The following is a 23531-nucleotide window of genomic DNA, read 5'->3' as shown; positions in this document are numbered from 1 at the left end:
ACCGACGCTTCCGCCGCGGAGGGGTCGCACTGCCGTGCACGCGCGTCGGCCCCCAGATGTTAAAGAGCAACTCGATGACCGTGCCCAAGCCAGCTGCGACCGTGAAGAACAGGGCGGTGATCGTGTTCTTTCGTGACGTGCGCGGTAGGTGCATGAAGGTCCCTCTCGATAGCGAGAGCTTCAGGCTATGCCGAACCGAGCCGAGCCGAGCCGAGCCGAGCCGAGCCGAACCGTTCCGCTATCGCGCATCGCAGCGGGTCGGGTGCCTCGATAGCCGATCGCTGGCCGGGCCCCCGCAGTTGGAGTCGCGACGAAGTGCGCTTCATGCCATCCTTCGATCGTGCGCCCCCGATCGCTCTGCCTACTCGTCGTGACCCTCTGTGCTGTCAGCCTCGCCGGGTGCTCCGAGGTCGATCCCGGTGAGCAGGCCGGCGACATCGCTCTGTGGCTTGACCAGGCGCCGTCAGCGGTGCAGGACGACGGCGACGAGCTGGTCGTCTTGGCAGCGGTCGCCGATCGCGGCGAGGGAGCCGGCGGCAGCGCGATCTCGGCGACCTTCGAGGAGCCCGTGACGATCAGGCGAGTCGAACTCGAGTGTTTCGGCGACGGATCCGTCGAGGGGCTGTTCGGTCTGACGTCGGCTACCGGTGCCGTCGACACGACGTCCGCCCGTGAGAGCTGCGCCGAGGGCGTGCTCGAGCTGGACATCCCGGAGTCGTCCCGCAAGGGCGTGACGAACGTCAGCTTCTCCTCGGTCGCGAGCACCGAAAACGGCGCATGGCGCGTCATCGTCCGATAGGGGATCGATCGGCGGGCACGTGTCGCTTCTGCCCGATGCGTCGCGTCTGGGAAGCTGTCGATGACGACGGGGGCAATGTGCGGCGAGTCTTGGTGTGGGTGATGGTGGTGGCCGCCGCCGGAGCTACGGCTGCAGTGTTCTTGGCGACGCAGACCGCGTCTGCGACGCCATTGGTGTTCGTCGCGGCAGCATTCCCGCAGCTTGCATTCTTCGGGGTGGCCCTCGTTTCCATGGCGGTGGTCATCGCGGCGATCAGGGGTCGCCTCCGACTCGCCACGTCCGCAGGGCTAGTTGTCCTCGTCGTTAGTGCTGGCCTCGGAATCGTCTTGACGGCGGGAAGGCCGGCACCATCGACAACGGTGCCCACCGGATCCTCGTCGGCGGGGCAGCTACGAATCCTGTCGTGGAACACCAACCAACAAGACGTCTCAACCGAGCAGTTGGGCGCGTTGATCAAAACCGAGCAAGCGAACGTCGTTGCTCTGCCTGAGTACTTCACGGCCGTGGCCGATGGAACTCTCGCCGGGCTCGCCCAAGAGCACGACATGCAGATCATCGGGACCGATTCATCCTCGGCGACGTTGCTGATCTCGAAGCATCTCGGCACATATTCGCTTGCCGACCAAGAAACGACACCGGCATGGGCTGGGTTCGTCGCGACCTCAGACAATCCCCGCGCCCCCGCCTTGCTCGTGGCGCATCTGCAGCGTCCTTCATTGGTCGACTCAAGCATTTGGCAGAGCCACGTCGACTGGGCGCGGCAACAGTGCGCGGACCGACGGAACATCGTCGCCGTCGGCGACTTCAACGCCACCCTGGCAAATCTCGGCGGCGACCAGCTCGGCCCGTGTCAGGATGCGGCCTCTGCTCTGGGCCTTGAGTCGACAGGCACCTGGCCCTCGGCTCTGCCAGCGTCTCTGGGCGCCGCGATCGACCACACCTTTTTCGGCCCAGGTTGGGAGCCCGTCGCCTTTGCAGTGCTCTACTCTCAGGCCACCCGAGGTTCAGACCACCGCCCCATCGTCACCGTGCTCAATCCGAACAGCTCGTAACCTGTCTCAATAGGGGATGGGCCACCGAGACGCTCTGCTACTCCCCTCGCGACTCCCGCACGCGGTGCACTCGATAGCTGGCGCCGTAGATGAGCGCAGAAGCGTCGATCAAGACGGGTACCGCGGTTGCGCCGACTTAGCCCAACCACAAAACGTCCCCGTGTGTGAGCATGAACACAGCAAGCATGAGTGTGAACGTGGCCAACACTGCCCACAGAAGCGCCGCTCTGGCACACCGGCTCGCCGACCGGAGGTGCTCGCCTGGGCCGCCGCGGACCTCCGGACCGCCGACTCCGAGGCAGGCGTCGTCGGATCGGGCACCGTCGTGGCCGTCACCGTGCGCGCGTAGCTCATCGAGCCCGCGGTCGGGCCGGCCGGAGGTGCCACGGGCTGAGCCGCGACGGGTGCCTCAGGCGCGCGGCTCGGCGAGGCTGAACAGCGCGACCACCTCGTCGAGGTCGCGACCCAGGACGAGGTCGAGAGACGCGACGTCGCGTTCGTCCCTCAGCTGCGCGATGACCGCGCCCGACGAGCCTTCGACAGCCCGGGCCCTGCCCGCGACCATAAGCTGGACCGGCTCGGCCCCGGCGCGCACGGGCGCGTCGGGCAGCGGGTCGAGACCGTCGGCGACGCGCCGGTCGAGGGCGAGCGCCGCCAGCACCCAGCGTTCCGCGAGGCCGACCGGGCGCAGCGACGCCAGGGGAGACCGGCGCCCCCGGCCGAAGACGACGATCATGCTGTCGCTGCGCTCGACCTGCCAGGCGACACCGCCGACGTCGAACCGGCAGAGCACGTCAGAGTGGAGGTCGACGACCGCCCCGAGATGCTCCAGCGCCCGCACGCACGTCGGGCCGAGCAGGCGCGCGGTCGTCGCGGCCTCGCGCTCCCGGCGCTCACGCTCGAGCACCGCACGGGCGAGCGGAGCGTGCTCGGCGGCGAGTGCTTCCCGGTCGAGCGGCGCACCCTGGGCGAGGCGCGCGTGCAGCCACGCCGGGTCGAGCCGACCGAGGTAGAGGAAGCGCACCTGGACGACCCCGGCTGGGTCTGACACGGTGAGGGGCCTGTCGGGGGCGAGCAGGGCGACGCCGTGGTCGAGCGACCACACCGCGACGACCGTTCCGTCGACGACGGCCACCCATGACCAGCCCTGTACGCGAACGTCGGGGCTGCTGCGCTCGACCACATCGCCGACGAGCGACCCTGCCCGGACCCGCAGCTCGCGATGGTGCGACTGGGCGTCGTCGCCCATCGACACGCTCTCCCGGTTGACGACGACGACGAACTCCGCGGGCACGTCGCTCGACGCCGCGCCGACGAGCCGAGACCAGATCCCCATGACGGCGACGCTACCGGCCGATCAGCCCAGCGGCTCCGGAGACGCCTACGTACTGAAGAGATCGCCTAATCTGGGCACCCCTGTCGACCCGTTTTCACCGAGAGGAGACACGATGATCGAGCAAGAGCACTCATCACCACGGCGAGCACTCGAGGTGCCGCTGGGCGCTCCCGTGTTCGTCCAGGCGCTGCGGTACACGGCCATGTACGGAGCGAAGCCGTTCCCCGAGGCTCTGCTGATCTACCTGGACAACGGCGCGTACAAGATCCTCTCGCCCGGCGAGGAGCATTACGGGAGCTACGTCTCCGCGACCGACCCGGCCGCCCCACCCCGTCACGTGGCGTTCGTGTCCTGGCCCTCCGAAGACTGGGGGCGGAACGTCGCCTCGCACACGCTCACGTTCGACCAGGACACGGGGGCGTTCGTGCAGTCTCTCGTCCTGCCCGGAGATGCGGTGCCGCGCGCGCAGCACGGCTACGCGCACAGCGTGGACATCCCGCTGACGGGCCTCATGGAGGCCACGTGGCACGAACTCCGAGCGGCCTGCGCTCCCGTCTTCGACCGTCTGCAGGCACAGACCGACCCTCGCCGCGACGAACGGTCCCTCGACCTCCCGTAGGTCGACACGACTCGCGTTCACGAGCGTGATCCAGGTCGTGTGATCGTGCGACTCCTCGATCTCGATCTCGATCTCGGAGAAGCCTTCACCGGAACCGGAACCGGAACCGGAACCGGCACCGGCACCGTCACCTGACCCGACGCGACGCCCAGACCTGCGCGCCGAGACCGACCGCGATGAACCCGAGCATGAGCGCGCCCATCACGACGGCCGTGCCGCCGAGGGCACCCGCGAGCGGTGTGGCCGCTCCGCCCAGGCCGAACTGCAGTCCGCCGACGAGGGCCGCCGCCGTGCCGGGGGAGCGATGGCCGAGCGCCTGCGTCAGCGTGATCGACCCCGGGATCACCCACCCCCACCCCGCCGTGACGATCGCCAACGCCGGCCACACGAGCGCCGGCCCGGCACCCGAGAGAGCCCCCACGAGCACCAGCAGCGACCCGGTCGCGCAGACCGCGAGCCCGACGGTGAAGAGGCGGTCCTCGTCGAATCGCCCGATGAGCCGCCGGAACACCAGCGTCGACGCGATCATGCACGACGCGTTCGAGGCGAAGACGAGCGTGTAGAGCCCCTCGCCGAATCCGTACTCCTGCTGGAACACGAACGACGACGTCGAGATGTACGAGAAGAAGCCGATCGTCGCCGCGCATCCGGTGATCAGATACCAGCGGAACCGTGGGATCCCGAGCAGGCCGCGCATCCTTCGCAGCGACGCCCCCAACGAGGCTCCGCCTTCAGGAGGCGCGGTGAGGGTCTCCGGAAGCAGTCGCGCCGCCGCGATGGCCAGCCCCGACCCCAAGACCGCCAGCACGACGAACGTGACGCGCCACGACCCGGCCGCGAGCACGGCGCCGCCGACGAGCGGCGCCACGACCGGGCCGACCGAGTTGATGGCCGCCAGGGTGGCGAAGAGGCGGCTCCGGGTGGTGCCCGTCGTCGAGTCGCCGACCATCGCGCGGGCCGCGACGGAGCCCGCCGCGCCTCCTAGTCCTTGAAGCACCCGGGCCACGACGAGGGTGCTCGCGTCGGGTGCCACCGCGCAGGCGACCGAGGCGAGCGCGAACACCGACATGCCGATCAGGACGATGCGCCGGCGACCCGTGCCGTCGCTGAGCGGGCCGATGACGATCTGCCCCAGCGCGAAGCTGACGAGGAAGGCGGTGAGGCTGAGCTGCACCTGCGCCGTCGAGGCTCCGAGGTCGCGGGCGATGGCCGGCAGACCGGGGATGTACATGTCGGTCGCGAACGGCGAGATGCCGACGATGAGCGCGATGGTGAGGACCGCGCCGCGCCCTCTGGGGGCCGGGGCGGCAGCGCGGGGCACGGAGACGTCGTCGTCGCTCATCACGTCGAAGCCTAGCTCCGCGCCATCCGACGGGGGCTGGCTCGGCTGACCCCGAGCGCGACGAAGGGGCGGGCGCACTGCACCCACCCCTTCTTCTCGACCCAGAGGGTCAGCGCTCGGTCAGCGCTTGCTGCGACCCGTGATGAGGCCGTAGACGAACAGCACGACGACCGCGCCGACGATGGCGATCAGCCACGACTCGATCGAGAAGAAGCCGTTGAAGTCGACGCCGAAGAGCGCGCCGCCGATCCAGCCGCCGAGCAGGGCGCCGATGACGCCGAGCACGAGGGTGGCGATCCAGCCGCCGCCCTGACGGCCCGGGAGGATGGCCTTGGCGATGGCGCCGGCGATGAGGCCGAGGAGGAGGAAGGCGAGGAAGCTCATGAGAGACCTTTCGAGCGGTTGACGACAAGTTGGCACCGCCTGACCCCCTCACCACCGAGATGGTGACGAGCTCAGGAGCCTCAAATCGAGGCTTAGCGGTACATCCACTGTGCGCCTCCTGAGAGTCTCGTGCTCGAGCTCGAGCGTCGGCTAGCCGATAAGCGCACGGGGGCCCTTGCGAGCAACCATTTGTACTAGTAGAACTAGAACATGTTGATCAGGCTCGACCCGGCATCCGAGATGCCGATCGCCGACCAGATCGTGACGCAGATCCGCCGGGGCATCGCTGACGGCGACATCGAGGTCGGCGAGCGACTGCCCTCGGCGCGTGACCTCGCGGCCGCCCTCGCGATCAACATGCACACCGTCCTGCGGGCTTACGACTCGCTCCGTACCGCCGGCCTGATCGAGCTCCGTCGCGGTCGCGGGGCGGTCGTCATCGCCGGCGCTAACGCCCCGACCACGGCCCTCTACGCCGCCGCCGCCGCGCTCGTGCGCGACGCCGCCCGCCTCGGCATCGCACCCGCCGACCTCGCCACGATCATCAGGGGGATGACATGACCGCCGACCGACCCGCCCCGAGCACGCCCGACGAGCCCGAGACCGGCACCACGCCCGTGCCCGCCGACCCCGTTCCCGCCGAGGTGGACGGGGTGGCCCTGCTCCGCACCTCCTCGGCCGCCGTCGCGGCCCTCGCGCCCGCGGCCCTCCTCGTGGTCGTCGCCGTCGTGGTCGGTCCGCGGCTGGGCGACACCATCGCGCGTCACTGGTCGGGCGACGGCGCCCCCGACGGGTTCTCGGGCACCTGGTCGTCGTTCGCCGTCGTCGCGACGATCGTCGCCGCCCTGACCGCGGTGTCGATCGTGGCCGCCCTGACCCGGCGCGGGCGCCCGTCACGCCTGATCGCCGGAGGCGCGGCCTCCTTCGCCGGCCTGGCCGCCTGCACCTGGGTCGCCACCGCTCTCGCGACCGCGGCCGCGCCGACCCCCGAGGAGGCGGTGGCCGGCTGGACGCCCGCGCTCACGCTCCCGGGCCTCGCCTGGGGCGTCGTCGTCGGCTGGCTGGCGACCGGCAGCGGCGTCCGGGCGCTGCCCGACGTGGAGTTCGACGACCGGGCGAGCGTCCGCCCGGCGGATCTGCGACCGGGGGAGCGGCTGGCGTGGTCGGGCACCACCGGCAGCCCCGTCTTCGTCGTGATGGGGTCCGTCGTGCTGGCCCTGGCTATCGTCACCGGCGCCGTGCTCTTCGTGATGGGCGCCTCCTCGGTCGTCGTCTACTCGGCCGTGCTGCTGCTCGCCGGCGCCGCCGTCCTCGCTCTGGGCCGCGTTCGACTGACCGTCGACCACCGCGGGGTGCGTCTCGTCTCGGCGCTGCTCGGCGTCCGCCTGCTGCGGGTGCGCCTGACCGACGTCGCCGGCGTCGAGACCGAGACCCTCGACCCGATGTCGTGGGGCGGCTGGGGGTTGCGCGTCTCGAAGCGCGGCACCGCCTACGTCACCGGCCGCCGCCCCGGCATCGTCGTCCGACGCCGCGACGGCAGCGCGGTCGCCGTCACCATCGACGACGCCGAGTCCGCCGCGTCCGTCGCGGCTGCTCTCGCGCAGCGCTGACCCTACGGCTCGTCGGTCGGCTCCTCCACACCCCGGCGAGACCAGAAATGGGGTCACCGGTGGCGGCCCGATCGCCGCCGTAGACCGCTCCATCTGTTTAGAGTGTCCACAGAGAGGGGGTGCAGCGATGCAGGAGTCGACTCGCGAGATCAGGCGTCAGCGGGCGGTCGAGAGCCTCGGCGTCATCGACTCCGACCGCAATCCCCGCCTCGACCGCATCACGCGCATGGCCAGGGCGATCTTCGGCGTGCCGATGTCGTCGGTCACGGTGCTCGACAACCAGCGCGCGCTCTTCCTCGGTCGCGACGGCTTCGACGTCCCCGTGGTGGGTCGGCACGACACCCCCTGCCACCTCGTGATCGACTCGGGCGAGATCATCTCGGCCGAAGACGCCCGCGCCGACGCCCGCTTCGACCACATCGAGCCGTTCCGCGCCAACGATCTCGGCTTCTACCTCGGCCACCCCCTGCTCGACGGCTCGGGCAACGTCGTGGGCTCGTTCTGCGTCATGGGCCCCGAACCGCGTCATCTCGACGCCGAGCAGATGTCCGAGTTCGAAGACCTCGCGGCCTGGGCGCAGAGCGAGCTGCTGGCGGACGCCGAGTCCGCCGCGGCGTCCGCGACCCAGCAGGCGCTGCTGCCCGCCGAGCCGCTCGAGATCGACGACGTCCACGTCGAGGGCGTCTGCCTCCCCTCCCTCAGCGTCGGCGGCGACTACTTCGACTACGGCGTCGTCGGCCGACAGGTGCACGTCGCCGTGGGCGATGTCATGGGCAAGGGCGTCGGCGCGGCCATCCTCGGGTCGTCGGTGCGGGCCGCCTGCCGAGCCGCCGTCCCGACGGTCAGCGACAACCGCCTCCTCGGCACGGCCGTCGACCGCATCGAGCGCGCCGTCATCGGCGATCTGCAGCGCACCGGCTCGTTCGTCACGTACTTCCACGCCGTGCTCGACCTCGACACCGACGAGCTCTCGTACGTCGACGCCGGCTCCGGTCTCGCCCTGGTCGTCCGCGCCGACGGCTCCGTCGAGCAGCTGATGGGATCCGACCTGCCGCTCGGCCTCGAGGCGCAGACGCACGAGACCCACACCATCGTGCTGCTGCCGGGCGACCGGCTCGTCGTCATGAGCGACGGCGTGCTCGACGTGCTCGACGACGAGAACGGCTGGCTGGCCGAGGTCGGCGGCATCGTCGCCCGCTCGGGCGACGCCGAACGCTCCGACGCCCCCGATCTCGTCGACGCCATCGCCCTGCTCGCCCGCGACCGCATCGCCCGTGACGACGTGACCCTCCTCGTACTGGACCGACGTCCGTGACGGACCTCCTCACCCGACGCGACCAGCGCCTCCTCGGCCGGTCGACCCCGGCCCGTCGGATCGTGCCCATCCGCATCGTCGTGCTGCTCGCATCGCTCGCCGGCCTGAACTACATCATCTGGCGCTGGGCCGTCTCGGTGAACTGGACCTCGTGGTGGATCGCCGTGCCGCTCGTCGTCGCCGAGACGTACAGCGTGATCGACTCGCTGCTGTTCGGCCTCGGCGCCTGGCGCCTCCGCGAACGCGGCGAGCCGCCCACCCCGCCGTCGCCCGACTCGCCCGAGACCGTCGTCACCGTCGACGTCTTCGTCACCACCTACAACGAGCCCGTCGAGATGGTGATGCGCACGGCGCTCGCCGCGCAGGCCATCGAGTACCCGCACACGACGTGGATCCTCGACGACGGCGGGCGGGCGGAGATCCGTGAGGCGGCCGAGGGCGCGGGGATCGGCGTCATCACCCGGTCGTCCGACTGGGTCGACCGCCCGCGGCACGCCAAGGCGGGCAACCTGAACAACGCGCTGCTGACGACCGAGGGCGAGTTCCTGCTGATCCTCGACGCCGACCAGGTGCCCGAGCCGAGCATCCTGCACCGCACCCTCGGGTACTTCAAAGACGAGAAGACCGCGCTCGTCCAGACGCCGCAGTGGTTCGAGAACGTGCCGGAGTCCGACCCGCTCGGCAGTCAGGCCCCGCTGTTCTACGGGCCCATCCAGCAGTCGAAGGACGGCTGGAACAGCGCGTTCTTCTGCGGCTCGAACGCCGTCCTCCGTCGGGAGGCGCTGATGCAGCTGGGCGTGTCGCGGTACGTCGCCGAGGTCGAGTCGGCCGTGCGTCGCGCCGTCAAGACGTCGAGCCGTCTGATCGAGCACGCCCGTCTCGAGGCCGTCGACCAGCCGCGCGTGCTCGAGGTGCTCGCGGAGGCCGAGACGATCGTCGAGCGCGCCCGGGTCGAGCTCGCCCGCGGAGACTCGCTCGGCGACGTCACGTACCGGTTCCAGCGCGGCATCGACACCATCGCCTACCGGTTCGCCGACGCCGACGTCGCCGCCATGCAGGACGACATCGCCGAGCTCGCGGCCATGTCGGTCGGCCCCGGCACCTTCGACGCGCTCGACCAGGCCGCCCTCGATCTGCTCAGCGACCGCTCGGCGTCGCCGCTGCAGGCCATCGAGTCGATCTCGATGCTCGTCGGCGCGCTCGACGTCGACCGCGGCGACGAGGCCCAGGCGATCATGCCGCTGGCCACGATCTCGGTGACGGAGGACATGGCGACGGCCATGCGCCTCCACGGCCTCGGCTGGAAGTCGGTCTACCACGACGAGATCCTCGCGATCGGCCTCGCCCCCGAAGACCTGAACACCATGATGACGCAGCGCCTGCGGTGGGCGCAGGGCACGATGCAGGTGTTCTTCCGCGAGAACCCGCTCGTGCAGAAGGGCCTCTCGCTGGGTCAGCGCCTGATGTACTTCTCGACGATGTGGAGCTACCTCTCGGGCTTCGCCGCCCTCGTCTACATCGGCGCGCCGGTGCTGTGCCTCTCGTTCGGCGTCGTGCCCGTCACCGCGTACAGCGTCGACTTCTTCGCCCGGCTGATCCCGTTCCTGGTGCTGAACCAGGTGCTGTTCTGGGTCGTGGCCGCCGGGCGGCCGACCTGGCGCGGGCAGCAGTACTCGCTGGCGCTCTTCCCCGTCTGGATCGCGTCGGTGACGACGGCGTTCCAGAACGTCTACCGGGGCCGTGCGCTCGGCTTCTCGGTGACGCCCAAGACCAAGCAGGCCTCGAACGGGCCACGCTGGGACCTCGTGAAGCCGCAACTCGTCGCCATGGGCTGCCTCGCCGCAGCACTGGTGCTGGTCGGCATCCGCTACGCGACCGGACAGGCCGACGGCATCGCGCCGTTGGTGAACATCCTCTGGGTCGTCTTCGACCTGGTGATCTTCAGCATCGTCGTCCGCGCCGTTCTCTACACGGGGCCGGAGCCCCGAGACAAGGAATCCCCATGATGACCGTAGAAGTGAAGACCGTCGAGGGCGGATGCGTGATCTCCCCGCAGGGGCGCCTCACCGTCGTGTCGACCCCGCAGCTGCGGACGGAGGTGGCGACACGCATCGAGGCCGGCGACCGGCTGATCATCGTCGACCTGTCGCAGACGACCTTCGTCGACTCGTCGGGGCTCGGCGCGCTCGTGTCGTGCCTCAAGTCCGCGCGCCAGGCGGGTGGTGACCTGCGGCTCGTCGCGCCGACCGAGCAGGTGTCGATGGTGCTGAAGCTCACGAACCTCGACCGCATCCTCCAGCCCCGCGCTTCGGTCGAAGAAGCGCTCCATGACTGAGAGCGACGGCGTCAGCGTCATCGACGTCGCGGCCGTCCCCGAGAGCATCGATCTCGTCCAGAACACCTTCGAGGCCTGGTGGACGGCCCTCGGCATCGACTCGATGGAGGTGCGGTTCCCGTTCGAGACGGCGATCGTCGAGATCGCGGCGAACGTCATCGAGCACTCGATCGTGGCCGACGGCGCCGAGGGGATCGAGGGTCGCCGCTTCACCCTCGAGCTCCGTGCGGAGGACGAGCGCCTGACGGCCGTCTTCAACGACAACGGCCTGCCCGCCGAGATCGACCTCAGCGACGTGTCGATGGCGGATCTCGACGACGAGGGGGGCCGCGGTCTGGCACTCGCCATGCTCAGCCTCGAGTCGCTCGACTACACCCGCGAGGGCGGCCGCAACATCTGGACTCTCGTGTGCCGTCGGTGAGAAGACCGGCACTGCGCGCCCTCGCCGCACTCGCGGCGGCGGTGGCCGTGGTGCCCCTGGTCTTGGGAGGCGCGGCGCCGGCGACCGCCGACACCGCGCCTCCTGCAGAGGGGGCCTGGTTCGGGCCCGACCTCGACTGGGGTTCCGACGGGCCCGACGGCTACGCGGATCGCCTGGGGGAGACCCCCTCGACGTACTCCGTCAACATCGACTACCCGATCGACGACGACTCCGCCGATCAGTGGCGGCGATCGGCCCGCGCGGCGGCGGCTCAGGGCGCCGCGCTGGTCGTCAGCCTCGAGCCGTCGCGACCGCTCGCCGACCTCGACGCCGACCAGGCCGCCCGGGCCGACGAGCTGCTGACCGAGTTCCACGACCAGTACGGCATCGCGCAGCTCGTGCGCTTCGCCCCCGAGATGAACGGCAACTGGCAGCGCTGGGGGCAGCAGCCGACCGAGTTCGTGCGGGCCTTCGGCCAGATCGCCGACGCCGTGCACGACGGCACGTCCACCGCCGACATGGTCTGGGCGCCCTCGTACGGCGCCGGCTACCCGTTCGCCCAGGCCGACGGGCGTCTGCCCGCGACCGGGGCCCGCGACGAGGCCCTGCTCGACACCGACGGCGACGGCACGGTCACCGAGGCCGACGACCCGTACGGCCCGTACTACCCGGGCGACGACGCCGTCGACTGGGTCGGTCTCACCATGTTCTTCTTCGGCAAGGGCGACGCCTCGACGGCCGCCGGCACCGATGTGCCGCTCGTCGCGAACCAGGCGCCGGCCGAGGGCGAGGTGCAGGCGCGCTTCGACGAGACCTGGGGCTACTCGCAGCCGCAGGAGGCGACCTTCTACGACCGGTTCGCGGTCGGCACCGACCACCCGCTGCTGCTCGACACCGGCGCCCTCTACGACCAGGGGCTCGACGGCGCCACCGAGCTCGCGGTCAAGCAGGGCTGGTGGCGTCAGATGCTCACCGCGCTCGACGACCAGCCCCTCGTGGCCGGCGTCACCTGGCTCGAGACCGTGCGCGAGGAGGCCGAGGCCGGCGACCGCGAGGTCGACTGGCGCGCCACCGACGACGACGCCGTCGCCGCGGCGTTCCGCGCCGACCTGGTCGACAGCGGGGCCATCGTCTTCGGGCCTCTCACCGACCCCGTCACACCCGAGGAGGGCGACGCCGCCACGGTGCAGGTGCGCGACGGCGGCGGCGGCGACGAGATGGGCTGGATCGTGGGCTGCGCGGTCGCCCTCGCGCTGGCGTTCCTGCTGAGCGGCGTCGTGGGGCGCGTGCTGCCGCGCTGGCGCTACCCCGACGACGGCAAGCCCGGGCGCGACCTCCGCATCGACCTCTTCCGCGGGTTCATCATCCTGGCCGTGGTCATCACCCACATCGAGGTCGCGGGCCCGTACTCGTTCGTCACGCTGAAGGCGGTCGGCGCGATCACCGGCGCCGAGATGTTCGTGTTCCTCAGCGGGCTCGTGCTCGGCATGGTCTACCCGCTGGGCGTCAAGAAGTTCGGCGAGAAGACCGCCGCGATCGGCGCCTTCGTGCGGGCCCGCAAGCAGTACGTCGTGACGCTCGTCGTCATCCTCGTCGTCTTCGCCCTGAGCTTCGTGCCGCTGGTGAACACCGACGAGATCACGACCTTCACCGACCGCGGCACGGGCGACACCGGCGCCGGCGCGATGGGCCGGGTCTACGACCTCTACCCGAACGCCGACCGCCTGCTCGACTACCCGCCGCCCTGGTACGCCGTGCGGCAGCTGCTGCTGCTCGAGATGGGCCCCTGGCCGTTCAACATCATGGGGCTGTTCGTCGTGCTCAGCCTGACGATCCCCGGTCTCATGTGGCTCGTGAAGCGCGGTCTCTGGTGGGTCGTGCTCGTCGGCAGCTGGGCCGTCTACGCGGTCGGCGTGCTCTTCCCCGACTTCTCGCTGCTGCCGTCGCAGTTCGAGCCGGTGTTCCCGCTCTTCGCCTGGCAGGTGCTGTTCACCCACGGTCTCGTGATCGGCAACTACCGGCGGCAGATCGTCTCGGCGCTGACGACGACGGTCGGCAAGGTGCTGGTCGGGGTCGGCGTGGTCGGCTACGCGGGGTTCCTGGCCCTGATCTGGGCCGGCAGCACCTACGGCTTCGACCTGGGGCCGATCCCCTCGTCGATCTACGACTCGCTGTACCTGACGGGCTACCAGCGCGTCGACATGCAGTGGGGCCGCCTGGTCGACACCGCCCTGGTCGTCGTCTGCGTCTACGCGATCCTCACCGTGTTCTGGAAGCCCATCGCCGCCGCCCTCGGCTGGCTGTGGATCCCGCTCGGGCAGGCCAGCCTCTACGTGTTCATCTGGCAGGTCTTCTTCGCCCTGGCGGTGGCGTCGATCCCCGGCCTCGACCGGACGAACGTGATCACCGGCACGATCATCCACACCGCGGTCATCCTGCTGGTGTGGTGGATGGTGCGGAAGCGGTTCCTGTTCTCCGTCATCCCGCGGTAGCCGGGCGGCGCGGTCGTCGCGACCCGCGCCTCCTGCGCTCCGCTCCTCAGGCCCGGTACCCGGCCGATCGACGCGAAGACCCCCGTGCACAGCGCACGGGGGTCTTCGTCGTTCTCGCGGAGCGCCTGCCTAGGAGGCGGTGGTCGCCTTCGCCGCATCGACCTCGGCCTGCTCGGCCGCCAGTCGCGCATCGCGCTTCGCGCCGGGCACCCAGCCGCCGTCGACGAGCTTGATCTGGTAGATCGACGCGCCGATGACGAGCGCGGCGCCGACGACCAGGCTGATGACGACGCCGATCAGCGGGCCGCCCAGGAAGCTGACGCCGATGAGCGTGCCGAACCAGCCGAAGTCGGCGTCGCCGAAGGTGCTGTTCGCGAAGCCCAGGTTGCCGAGCACGAGCAGCAGGATCGCGGGCAGGAACGTGATGATCAGGCCGTTGACGAAACCGCCCAGCACGGCGCCCTTGCGACCGCCGGTCGCGTTGCCGAAGACGCCCGCTCCACCACCGGTGAAGAAGTGCGGCACCATGCCCGGCAGGATCAGCGCGAGGCCGAACACCGGGTTCAGCCACGACGCCAGCACCGCGAGGGCGACGAGACCGCCGGCGAACGACGACAGGAACCCGATCAGCACCGCGTTCGCCCCGTACGGGAAGATCAGCGGGATGTCGAGGGCCGGCTTGGCGCCGGGCACGACCTTCTCGGCGATGCCCTGGAACGCCGGCACGAGCTCGCCGAGCACGGTGCGGACGCCGTAGAGGATGATCGCGACGCCGACGCCGAACTGCAGCGCCTGGGCGAAGCCGGCCATGATGAACGCGCCCGCGTCGGTGACGCCGAAGATGTCGAACGCCTGGTCGCGCGGCAGCACGATGAGGGCCCAGACGGTGAAGACCAGGTAGATCAGCACCATCGAGAGGCTGGTCGCGACCATCGAGTCGCGGAGGAACTTCAGCCCCTGCGGGAACTTGATCTCTTCGGTGGACTTGCTCTTGCCGCCGACGACCGAGCCGGTCGCGCCCGCCGCGAGGTAGCCGAGGGTGCCGAAGTGGCCGATGGCGATCGAGTCGTCGCCGGTGATCTTCTTCATGAAGGGCTGCGCCAGGGTGGGCATCACCACCATGATCACGCCGAGCAGCACCGCGCCGAGCACGACGGTGAGCCAGCTGAGGCCCTCGCCGAGACCGACGGACAGCACGACCGTCAGCATCACCGACATGAAGACCATGTGGTGCCCGGTGAGGAAGATGTACTTCAGCGGGGTGAAGCGCGCGAGGGCGAGCATCACCAGGAACCCGAGCACCAGCACGTAGGCGCTCTGCGCGCCGTACTGCTCTTGCGCGACGGCCGCGATGACCTCGTTCGTGGGGATGACGCCCTGGGCGCCGGTGACGGCGAGGATCAGCGTGCCGAGCGGGTCGAGCGCCCCGGTGACGACGGTCGCGCCGGCCCCGAGGATCAGGAACCCGAGAGCGGCCTTGAGCGCACCGCCCACGACCTGCCCGGCGTTGCGGCGCAGCGCGATCAGACCGATCGCGGTGATGATGCCGATCAGGTAGGCGGGCACGTTGAGGATCTGCATGCCGATGAAGTCGAGTACGACGACCAGCCACTCCATTGGGACTCCTTCTGGGTTTCGTTCGTGGGATCAGCCGACGCGGAGCGTCAGGCGATCGATTCCTGGAGCTTCGCCTGGATCTCGGCGACGCTGGTGAAGTTGTCGATGACGATGACCTTCGAGGGGACCTCGCCGAGCTCTTCGACGAGGTCGGCCGAGGTCAGGACGATCTGGGCCGTGCGGGCGGCGCCGCGGGCGGTGCCGATGTCGGCCGCCTCGACGTCGGCGTCGACGTCGAGGGCGCGGAGGGCCTTCTCGGCGTTCATCTTGAGCAGGACCGAGGTGCCGATCCCCATGCCGCAGACGGTGATGATCTTCATGGTGCGTTCCTTTCGAGCGGTGCGTGGTGGTGGTGCGTGGCGGTGGTTGTCAGGAGGCGTTCTGGGCGTCGGAGAGCGCGTGCAGCGTGCGCAGCACCTCGTCGGGCGACCCGGCGGCGCGGAGGGCCGCGAGCCCGTCTTCGTCGGCGAGCACGCCGGCCAGGGCCGACATGACCTCGATGTGGCCGTCGTGGTCGAGCGCGGCGAGCCCGATGACGAGATCGACCGGGTCGTTCGTCTTGTGCCCGAACTCGACCGGCTCGGCGAGGCCGACCCATGAGAGGCCCGTGCGCGACACGGCGGGCGAGGGGCGGCTGTGCGCCAGGGCGAGCCCCGGGGCGATGACGATGTACGGCCCCAGCTCGTCGACGGCGGCGATCATCTCGTCGGTGTAGGCGGAGGTCGTGGCGCCCGAGGCGACGAGACCGTCGCCGGCCAGCCGGAGGGCCTCGCGCCAGTCGGCGGCGTGCGCGCCGGTGACGACGGATTCGACGGGGAGTTCTTCGGCCAGGTCGACGGGCATGTCGCGCTCTTCCGCTCGGCGCCTCGTTGGGCGGCAGCTGTCGTCGAAGAGGGGCCTCGTCGACTGGTGCCCGAGCCTAACCCGAAAAACGGCTTTTGACCACTCGTGTTCGAAAGTCCCCGCAGGAGGCGCGGGAGACCCGGTCAGGAGGCGCGGGTCACGACGCAGGCGACCGCCGGCTGGTCGCGGCGCTCACCCGGCCGATGTCGAAGAGGGCGTCCTGCGCCATCAGCGAGGCCCCCCGCACGCCGGCCTTGTCGCCGAGGCGGGCCCGCTCGACGACGAGACCGCGGCGCGAGAAGTCGTGGGTGCCGGTCAGCAGTGCCGAGCGGATGCCCGCGACGAGGCGCTCGCCGGTCTCGGCCAGATTGCCGCCGATGATCACCGCCTGCGGGTTCAGCAGCCCGACGACGTCGGCGAGGGCCTCGCCGATGCGGGTGCCGACCTGCTCGAGCTGATCGAGCACCACGGGGTCGTGCGCCCGGGCGGCGGCGACGATGTCCGCGCTCGTCGCGATGTCGCGGCCCCGGGAGCGGAGTTCGCGGCGGATGGTGGCACCGCTCGCCTCGAGCTCGAGACGGTGCAGCGGGCTGCCGTCGTGACGGGGCGCGCTGAGCTGACCCGCGCCTCCTCGGGCCCCTCGGTAGACGTGACCGTCGAGCACGAAGGCGCAGCCGACGCCCATGCCCACCTTGACGACGGTCAGGTGCGAGTACTCGGGCCAGCTCAGCCGGGACTCGCCGACGGCCAGGATGTTGACGTCGCGGTCGACCGCGAACACGGCGTCGAAGCCGGTGAAGTAGTCGTCGACGCGCACCTCCTCCCAGCGGGAGTCGAGCTGCGGGCTGCCGAGTCGACCCGTCACCGCGTCGACCGGCCCGGGCACGCCGATGCCGATCGCCCGGACGTCGCCGCGACCGCGACCGAGGTCGGCGAGCAGGAAGTCGAACACCTGGATGGCCCAGCTGAAGATCTCGTCCGGTCCGTCGTGCAGGCCGATGTCGGCCTCGTCCTCGCTGAGCACCGTCGAGACGAGGTCGGTCACCCCGACCCGGGTGTGCGAGCCGCCGATGTCGATCGACAGGATCACGCCGGCCGACGCGTCGACCGCGAACTCCTCGGGCGGGCGGCCGCCGCTCGAGCTGAGCTGCCCGGCGCTGACGATGAAGCCGGCCTCGAGCAGGTCGTCGAGACGGCGGGCGAGCGTGACGCGCGACCAGCCGAGACGGTCGATCAGGTCGGAGCGCGTGGCCGCCTCGCCGCGACGGATGAGGTCGAGCACCACGCCGGACCCCGTCGAGGGGGTCTTGGGGGTTCGGGCCACGATGCGCTCTTCTCGGTCGGTGGGTCTCGGTGGGTCTCGGTGGGTCGTGTCGGTCTCGCTCGGTCCGTGCCGGTCGGTTGACTTCTGTCTATTTGTATACGAATGTGGGCGGATGGCCAACGACGTCCCCGACATCCACCCGACAGACCCTAGCCGCGGGCTCGACGAGCGCCTGGTCGCCGCGGCCACCGCGATCCCCGCCGAGGTCGTCCAGGCGAAGGGCCACGGCCACGCCGGCACCGCCATGGCCCTCGCACCGCTCGCCCACGTGCTCTGGCAGCGCGTGCTGAGGCACGACCCGTCCGACCCGGGGTGGGAGGGGCGCGACCGCGTCGTCCTCTCGGCGGGCCACGCGAGTCTGCTGCTCTACACGCAGCTCGTGCTGACCGGCTACGACCTCGACCTCGACGAGCTGCCCCGCAGCCGCAGCCTCGGCTCGCGCACCCCCGGGCACCCCGAGCTGCACCACACCCCGGGCGTCGAGATGAGCACCGGGCCGCTCGGCCAGGGGCTCGCCTCGGCCGTCGGCATCGCGCTCGCCGCCCGCCGCGACGAGGCCCTGCACGGCGGCGGCACCGGCCTGTTCGACCCCACGGTGTGGGTGATCGCGGGCGACGGCTGCCTCCAGGAGGGGGTCTCGGCCGAGGCGTCGAGCCTCGCCGGCACGCTCGGGCTCGACGACCTCGTCGTCGTGTGGGACGACAACGGCATCACCATCGACGGGACGACCGAGCTGGCGTTCTCGGAGGACGTCCGGGCGCGGTACCGCGCCTACGGCTGGTCGGTGATCGACGTCGCGGCCGACGACGCCACCGATCTCGACGCGCTGCAGCGGGCCCTCGAGGCGGCGCGCGTGCGCGACGGGCGCCCGACGCTCGTCGCCCTCCGCACCGTGATCGGGGCCCCGTCGACCCTGCGCGGCGGCACCCCGGCGGCGCACTCCGGCGGCTTCGGCGCCGACGAGGTCGCGGCGGTCAAGGTGGCGCTGGGCTACGCGCCCGACGCGGGTCTGCACGATCTCGTGCCCGACGACGTGCGGGCGGCGGGTCTCACGGCGCGCGACCGCGGCGTCCGGCGGCACCGCGAGTGGAGCACGGCGGTCGAGCGCTGGCGGCAGGAGCACCCCGACCTCGCGGCCCGACGCGACGCCGCCCGGGCCGCGCCCGACCCGACCCGTCTCGAGACCGTGCTGGCGGGCGTCCCGGTCGACGACGGCGCGGCGACCCGCACGACGTCGGGCGCCGTGCTCGCCGCCGTGCACGACCTCGCCGGGCTGTGGGGCGGCTCGGCCGACCTGTCGGCGTCGACGAACGTCGCCGTCGCAGGGGCCGCCGTCGATCGCGCGACGCCCGGGGGCGACTTCGTGCACTTCGGCATCCGCGAGCACGCGATGGCGGCCGTGCTCAGCGGCATCGCACTGCACGGCCTCTGGCGCCCGTACGGCTCGACCTATCTCGCGTTCAGTGACTACGCCCGACCGAGCATCCGGTTGGCGGCGCTGATGCGGCTGCCCGCGCTCTACGTCTTCACGCACGACTCGGTCGCCGTGGGCGAGGACGGCCCGACCCACCAGCCCGTCGAGCAGATCGCATCGCTCCGCACCGTGCCGGGGCTCGACGTGGTGCGCCCGGCCGACGCCCGCGAGGTCGTCACCGTCTGGAGGCGCGTGCTGGGTCGCGGAGCCGAGCGCGCCTCCTCGGCGGCGGCGGCCGGTGCGACCCGCGAGGGCGACGGTGCGACCCGCGTGTACGACGGGAGCGGCCCGACCGCGTTCGTGCTCTCGCGTCAGGCCCTGCCCGACCTCGGCGGCGGCGAGGCGACCGACGTCGGCGCGGTGCGCGGCGGGTACGTCGTGCACGCCGAGCGCGGCGGCGACGATCTCGCGCTGATCGCCAGCGGCAGCGAGGTGCACGTGGCCGTCGAGGTCGCCCGTCGACTCGCGGTCGACGGCGTCGCGGCCCGCGTCGTCTCGATGCCCTGCCTCGAGTGGTTCGACGAGCAGTCCGCCGGATACCAGGAGGCGGTGCTCCCGTCCGCCCTGCGAGCTCGCGTGGCCGTCGAGGCCGGCAGCACGCAGCCCTGGCACCGGTACGTCGGCCTCGACGGCGAGGTCGTCGGCATCGACGGGTTCGGCGAGTCGGGCTCGGGCGCGGAGCTGCTGCGCCTCAAGGGCGTGGACGTCGAGTCGGTCGAGCGGGCCGCGCGTCGGGTGCTCGAAGTCTCTCGACATCGAGACATCTCCGAGCGCTAGCCTGAGGCGGAACACACGCACGAGCGACACGAGGGAGAACCCGCCGTCATGGCCAAGATCATCTACACGCTCACGGACGAGGCGCCGCTGCTGGCGACCTACTCGTTCCTTCCCATCATCCAGGCGTACGCCAAGACCGCGGGGGTCGACGTCGAGACCCGCGACATCTCGCTCGCCGGACGCATCATCAGCCAGTTCCCCGAGCGGCTCACCGACGAGCAGCGCATCGGCGACGCCCTGTCCGAGCTCGGCGCCCTGGCGCAGACGCCCGAGGCCAACATCATCAAGCTGCCGAACATCTCGGCGTCGATGCCGCAGCTGAAGGCCGCCATCACCGAGCTGCAGTCGCAGGGCTACGACCTGCCCGCCTACCCCGACGCCCCGGCGGACGACGCCGAGCGCGACGTCAAGGCCCGCTACGACAGGGTCAAGGGCAGCGCGGTCAACCCCGTGCTGCGCGAGGGCAACAGCGACCGCCGCGCGCCGCTCTCGGTCAAGAACTACGCCCGCAAGCACCCGCACCGCATGGGCGCCTGGTCGGCCGACTCGAAGACGAACGTCGCGACCATGGGCGTCGACGACTTCCGCTCGAACGAGAAGACCGTCGTCGTCGCCGCCGACGACACCCTGCGCATCGAGTTCGTCGCGGCCGACGGCACGACCACCGTGCTGCGCGAGTCGATCCCCGTGCTCGCCGGCGAGGTCGTCGACGCGACCGTGCTGCACGTCGCGGCCCTGCACGAGTTCCTGGCCGCGCAGATCGACCGCGCCGAGGCCGAAGGGGTGCTGTTCTCGGTGCACCTCAAGGCCACCATGATGAAGATCAGCGACCCGCTGCTCTTCGGTCACGTCATCCGCGCGTTCTTCCCCCGCGTCTTCGAGCAGTACGGCGCCGACCTGAAGGCCGCCGGGCTCGACCCCGCGAACGGCCTGAACGGCATCCTGCAGGGTCTCGCGGCCCTGCCGAACGGCGCCGAGATCAAGGCCGCCTTCGACCAGGGCATCGCCGACGGCCCCGACCTCGCCATGGTCGACTCCGACAAGGGCGTCACGAACCTGCACGTGCCCTCCGATGTGATCGTCGACGCCTCGATGCCCGCGATGATCCGCACCTCGGGTCACATGTGGGGCCCCGACGGCGGCGAGCACGACACCCTCGCGGTCATCCCCGACTCGAGCTACGCCGGCATCTACCAGGCCGTGCTCGACGACTGCCGCGCGAACGGCGCCTTCGACCCGGCCACGATGGGCTCGGTGCCGAACGTCGGGCTGATGGCTCAGGCCGCAGAGGAGTACGGCTCGCACGACAAGACCTTCGAGCTGCCGGCCGACGGCACCGTGCGCGTGGTCGACTCCGCCGGCACGACCCTCCTCGAGCACGAGGTCGCACAGGGCGACATCTGGCGCGCCTGCCAGACGAAGGACGTCCCGATCCGCGACTGGGTCAAGCTCGCCGTCACGCGGGCCCGCGCCAGCGAGACCCCGGCGGTCTTCTGGCTCGACGAGACCCGCTCGCACGACGCGACCCTCATCGAGCTGGTCCGCACCTACCTCGCCGAGCACGACACCGAGGGCCTGCAGATCGAGATCATGTCGCCGGTCGACGCGATGGCGTTCTCGCTCGAGCGCATCCGCCGCGGTGAAGACACCATCTCCGTCACCGGGAACGTGCTGCGCGACTACCTCACCGACCTGTTCCCGATCATGGAGCTCGGCACCTCGGCGAAGATGCTCTCGGTCGTGCCGCTGATCAACGGCGGAGGGCTCTTCGAGACCGGCGCCGGCGGTTCCGCCCCGAAGCACGTGCAGCAGCTCGTCGAGCAGGACTACCTGCGCTGGGACAGCCTGGGCGAGTTCCTCGCGCTGGCCGTCAGCTTCGAGCACCTGGCGACCACGACCGGCAACGCCCGGGCGCAGATCCTCGCCGACACGCTCGACCGCGCCACCGGCACGTTCCTCGACGAGAACAAGTCGCCGGGTCGCAAGCTGGGCTCGATCGACAACCGCGGCAGCCACTTCTTCCTGGCGAAGTACTGGGCCGACGAGCTCGCCGCGCAGACCGTCGACGCCGAGCTGGCCGCCTCGTTCGCCGAGCTCGCCGCGACCCTGGGCGAGGGCGAGGAGGCCATCACCGCCGAGCTCATCGCGCCGCAGGGCACCGCGGTCGACATCGGGGGCTACTACCGCCTCGACGCCGCCAAGACCGAAGCGGTCATGCGCCCGTCGGCGACGCTGAACGCCGCGCTCGCGACGCTGTAGAGCCGAGACGATCCCTTCAGGAGGCGCGGTGCCGGTCGGCACCGCGCCTCCTGCCGTTCCCCGGTCCCTTCGGAGGCGCCTGCGCCTAGCGTGCAGTCATGACCGTGACCCTGCTTGAAGCCACCGACCAGACCGACCGCACCATCGTCATCACCGGCGCGAGCTCCGGCATCGGCCGCAGCGCCGCTCGCGAGCTGTCGCGTCTCGGGGCGAAGATCGCCGTCGTCGGGCGCAACCCCGACCGCACCACGTCCGTCGCCGCCGAGGTCGGCGGTCGCGCCTACGTCTCCGACTTCGCCGATCTGGCGCAGGTGCGCGATCTGGCGGCGTCCCTCCTCGCCGACCACCCGCGCATCCACGTGCTGGCGAACAACGCCGGCGGCATCTTCGCGGAGCGGACGAGCAGCCGCGACGGCTTCGAGACGACCTTCCAGAGCAACCACCTCGCGGGGTTCCTGCTGACCTCGCTGCTGATGCCGCGCCTCCTCGAGACCGCCGAGAGTTCGCCGGCCGGCGCGGTCCGCATCGTGCAGACCTCGAGCGCGGGCAACCGGATGGGCGGGGTGCGGCTCGACGACCTCGGCACCGCCACCGGCCCCTGGGTCGGCGGCATGAGGGCCTACGGGGCGTCGAAGCTCGAGAACGTGCTGTTCACCCGGGAGCTCGCCCGGCGCCTGCGCGGCACGGGAGTCGAGGCGTTCGCGTTCCACCCCGGGTTCGTCGCGTCGGGCTTCGGAGGGACGGGCGGCCTCATGACCCTCGGCAAGCGACTCGCCGTCACGACGGAGGAGGGCGCCGAGCCGCTCGTGCGGCTGGCGGGCGCCGCACGGGTCCCGGCACCGAGCGGGAACTACTTCGACCGGTTGCAGGCCCCCGGTCGTCTGCACCGATCGGCGGACGACGCCGAGCTGGCCCGCGGCCTGTGGGAGTGCAGCGTCCGGTTCACCGAGGCTCCCGACATCGTCTGAGGGGTCTGCTCGATGTGATTTCGCTCGGAGTCGCGATCCGGGGTCGCGTTCGCCGCCGGTGTTTCGTAGGCTACATATCGTGACTCGACTTCCGCCACGCCTCGTGCCCGACGGCCCAGACGCCGATGCCGCCCCCGCCGCCCAGGGGGTGATGGTGCGTGCCTACGGCGAGACCATCTCGCTGCTCGACCACATCGCGGGTCTCGAGCTCGACGGCATCGTCGGCCTCGAGAGCCTCTTCGCCGAGGCGATCGACCGACGCGAGAGCCTGATGCTGCCGGGGTTCGGCGCCCCGGGCCTGCCGCCCACCGAGGTCGCCCGCCTCGACGACGAGATCCGGCGTCGCATCGATCTGCTCGTGGCGCGCGGTCGCCACGACGGCACGGTCGACAAGACCCTCCGCGGCGTCGAGGTCGTGGTCTGCCTGTCGCTGCTCGTGCAGGGCCTGCCCGAATACGACGACTACGACGCGGCGGCGCAGGCGCTGGCGCTGCGGTTCGTCGAGAGCATCGCCATCGGCGCGAGATCCCGGCTGTCAGCCTTCTGACGGCGACGACCCAGCAG

General features: G+C 71.0%; 21 protein-coding genes. 14 read left to right on the top strand and 7 right to left on the bottom strand.

The features are described 5' to 3' along the window. Positions 1-340 precede the first annotated feature (340 nt). Both SOM13_RS05975 and SOM13_RS05970 read left to right on the top strand, forming a co-directional pair. Positions 341-799: a hypothetical protein gene (locus SOM13_RS05975; protein WP_320477711.1), complete on the top strand. Its 459-nt coding sequence runs from the start codon at positions 341-343 to the stop codon at positions 797-799. A gap of 35 nt (positions 800-834) precedes the next feature. After that, positions 835-1851 (top strand): endonuclease/exonuclease/phosphatase family protein, encoded by a 1017-nt coding sequence (locus tag SOM13_RS05970; protein WP_320479125.1) that lies wholly within the window; start codon positions 835-837, stop codon positions 1849-1851. A gap of 409 nt (positions 1852-2260) precedes the next feature. On the opposite strand, the gene SOM13_RS05965 is transcribed toward SOM13_RS05970, so the two are convergent. Further along, on the bottom strand, positions 2261-3187 hold the full coding sequence (locus SOM13_RS05965; protein WP_192060894.1) for a hypothetical protein: 927 nt from the start codon (positions 3185-3187) through the stop codon (positions 2261-2263). Between the two features lie 112 nt (positions 3188-3299). Between SOM13_RS05965 and SOM13_RS05960 the strand changes: the two genes are divergently transcribed. Next, positions 3300-3806 carry a hypothetical protein gene (locus tag SOM13_RS05960; RefSeq protein ID WP_320478398.1) on the top strand — a complete coding sequence of 169 codons (507 nt, stop codon included), beginning with the start codon at positions 3300-3302 and terminating at the stop codon, positions 3804-3806. A 127-nt stretch (positions 3807-3933) separates the two neighbouring features. On the opposite strand, the gene SOM13_RS05955 is transcribed toward SOM13_RS05960, so the two are convergent. Continuing rightward, positions 3934-5148: a multidrug effflux MFS transporter gene (locus SOM13_RS05955; RefSeq protein ID WP_320479124.1), complete on the bottom strand. Its 1215-nt coding sequence runs from the start codon at positions 5146-5148 to the stop codon at positions 3934-3936. A gap of 120 nt (positions 5149-5268) precedes the next feature. Next, complete coding sequence (locus SOM13_RS05950; RefSeq protein ID WP_192060901.1) at positions 5269-5532, bottom strand: GlsB/YeaQ/YmgE family stress response membrane protein; 264 nt, start codon at positions 5530-5532, stop codon at positions 5269-5271. A 210-nt stretch (positions 5533-5742) separates the two neighbouring features. On the opposite strand from SOM13_RS05950, the gene SOM13_RS05945 reads away from it, so the two are divergent. The 7 genes from SOM13_RS05945 (at position 5743) to opgC (ending at position 13705) form a co-directional block, all read left to right on the top strand. After that, entirely contained in the window at positions 5743-6093 is a 351-nt protein-coding gene (locus SOM13_RS05945; RefSeq protein WP_320479123.1) for a GntR family transcriptional regulator, read from the top strand. After that, a complete protein-coding gene (locus tag SOM13_RS05940; RefSeq protein WP_320479122.1) occupies positions 6090-7142 on the top strand; it encodes a hypothetical protein in 1053 nt (350 codons plus the stop codon). The genes SOM13_RS05945 and SOM13_RS05940 overlap by 4 nt, the downstream gene beginning before the upstream one ends. 127 nt (positions 7143-7269) lie before the next feature. Then, positions 7270-8457, top strand: a complete 1188-nt coding sequence (locus tag SOM13_RS05935) for a SpoIIE family protein phosphatase (protein WP_243215780.1) — start codon at positions 7270-7272, stop codon at positions 8455-8457. A gap of 62 nt (positions 8458-8519) precedes the next feature. Then, entirely contained in the window at positions 8520-10463 is a 1944-nt protein-coding gene (locus SOM13_RS05930; protein WP_320479271.1) for a glycosyltransferase, read from the top strand. Then, positions 10463-10792 carry an STAS domain-containing protein gene (locus SOM13_RS05925; RefSeq protein WP_197981978.1) on the top strand — a complete coding sequence of 110 codons (330 nt, stop codon included), beginning with the start codon at positions 10463-10465 and terminating at the stop codon, positions 10790-10792. Before SOM13_RS05930 ends, SOM13_RS05925 begins: the two co-directional genes overlap by 1 nt. Next, on the top strand, positions 10785-11213 hold the full coding sequence (locus SOM13_RS05920) for an ATP-binding protein (protein WP_192060906.1): 429 nt from the start codon (positions 10785-10787) through the stop codon (positions 11211-11213). Before SOM13_RS05925 ends, SOM13_RS05920 begins: the two co-directional genes overlap by 8 nt. Then, entirely contained in the window at positions 11210-13705 is a 2496-nt protein-coding gene (opgC, locus tag SOM13_RS05915) for an OpgC domain-containing protein (protein ID WP_320479121.1), read from the top strand. Before SOM13_RS05920 ends, opgC begins: the two co-directional genes overlap by 4 nt. A 129-nt stretch (positions 13706-13834) precedes the next feature. Here the strand turns inward: opgC and SOM13_RS05910 are convergent, their stop codons facing one another. The 4 genes from SOM13_RS05910 to SOM13_RS05895 all read right to left on the bottom strand — a co-directional run bounded on the left by SOM13_RS05910 (position 13835) and on the right by SOM13_RS05895 (position 17489). After that, on the bottom strand, positions 13835-15322 hold the full coding sequence (locus SOM13_RS05910; protein WP_192060908.1) for a PTS ascorbate transporter subunit IIC: 1488 nt from the start codon (positions 15320-15322) through the stop codon (positions 13835-13837). A gap of 47 nt (positions 15323-15369) precedes the next feature. Continuing rightward, positions 15370-15642 (bottom strand): PTS sugar transporter subunit IIB, encoded by a 273-nt coding sequence (locus SOM13_RS05905; RefSeq protein ID WP_192060909.1) that lies wholly within the window; start codon positions 15640-15642, stop codon positions 15370-15372. 49 nt (positions 15643-15691) lie between these two features. After that, the gene (locus SOM13_RS05900; protein ID WP_192060910.1) at positions 15692-16165 is read right to left on the bottom strand and encodes a PTS sugar transporter subunit IIA; all 474 of its coding nucleotides are present in this window, start codon (positions 16163-16165) and stop codon (positions 15692-15694) included. Positions 16166-16322: 157 nt separating this feature from the next. Beyond that, positions 16323-17489 (bottom strand): ROK family transcriptional regulator, encoded by a 1167-nt coding sequence (locus SOM13_RS05895; RefSeq protein ID WP_320479120.1) that lies wholly within the window; start codon positions 17487-17489, stop codon positions 16323-16325. A gap of 112 nt (positions 17490-17601) precedes the next feature. Between SOM13_RS05895 and SOM13_RS05890 the strand changes: the two genes are divergently transcribed. The 4 genes from SOM13_RS05890 (at position 17602) to SOM13_RS05875 (ending at position 23514) form a co-directional block, all read left to right on the top strand. Next, the gene (locus SOM13_RS05890) at positions 17602-19740 is read left to right on the top strand and encodes a transketolase (protein ID WP_320479119.1); all 2139 of its coding nucleotides are present in this window, start codon (positions 17602-17604) and stop codon (positions 19738-19740) included. 48 nt (positions 19741-19788) lie between these two features. Further along, entirely contained in the window at positions 19789-21999 is a 2211-nt protein-coding gene (locus tag SOM13_RS05885; RefSeq protein ID WP_320479118.1) for an NADP-dependent isocitrate dehydrogenase, read from the top strand. A 98-nt stretch (positions 22000-22097) separates the two neighbouring features. Beyond that, positions 22098-22967 (top strand): SDR family NAD(P)-dependent oxidoreductase, encoded by an 870-nt coding sequence (locus SOM13_RS05880; protein WP_320479117.1) that lies wholly within the window; start codon positions 22098-22100, stop codon positions 22965-22967. Positions 22968-23046: 79 nt separating this feature from the next. Beyond that, positions 23047-23514 carry a hypothetical protein gene (locus tag SOM13_RS05875; protein WP_320479116.1) on the top strand — a complete coding sequence of 156 codons (468 nt, stop codon included), beginning with the start codon at positions 23047-23049 and terminating at the stop codon, positions 23512-23514. The last annotated feature ends 17 nt before the right edge of the window (positions 23515-23531 follow it).

The sequence above is a fragment of the Frigoribacterium sp. CFBP9030 genome (genome assembly GCF_034045195.1).
Lineage (GTDB): Bacteria > Actinomycetota > Actinomycetes > Actinomycetales > Microbacteriaceae > Frigoribacterium.
The sequence above is the reverse complement of the archived record's forward strand: the minus strand, read 5'-3'. Positions and strand labels throughout refer to the sequence as shown.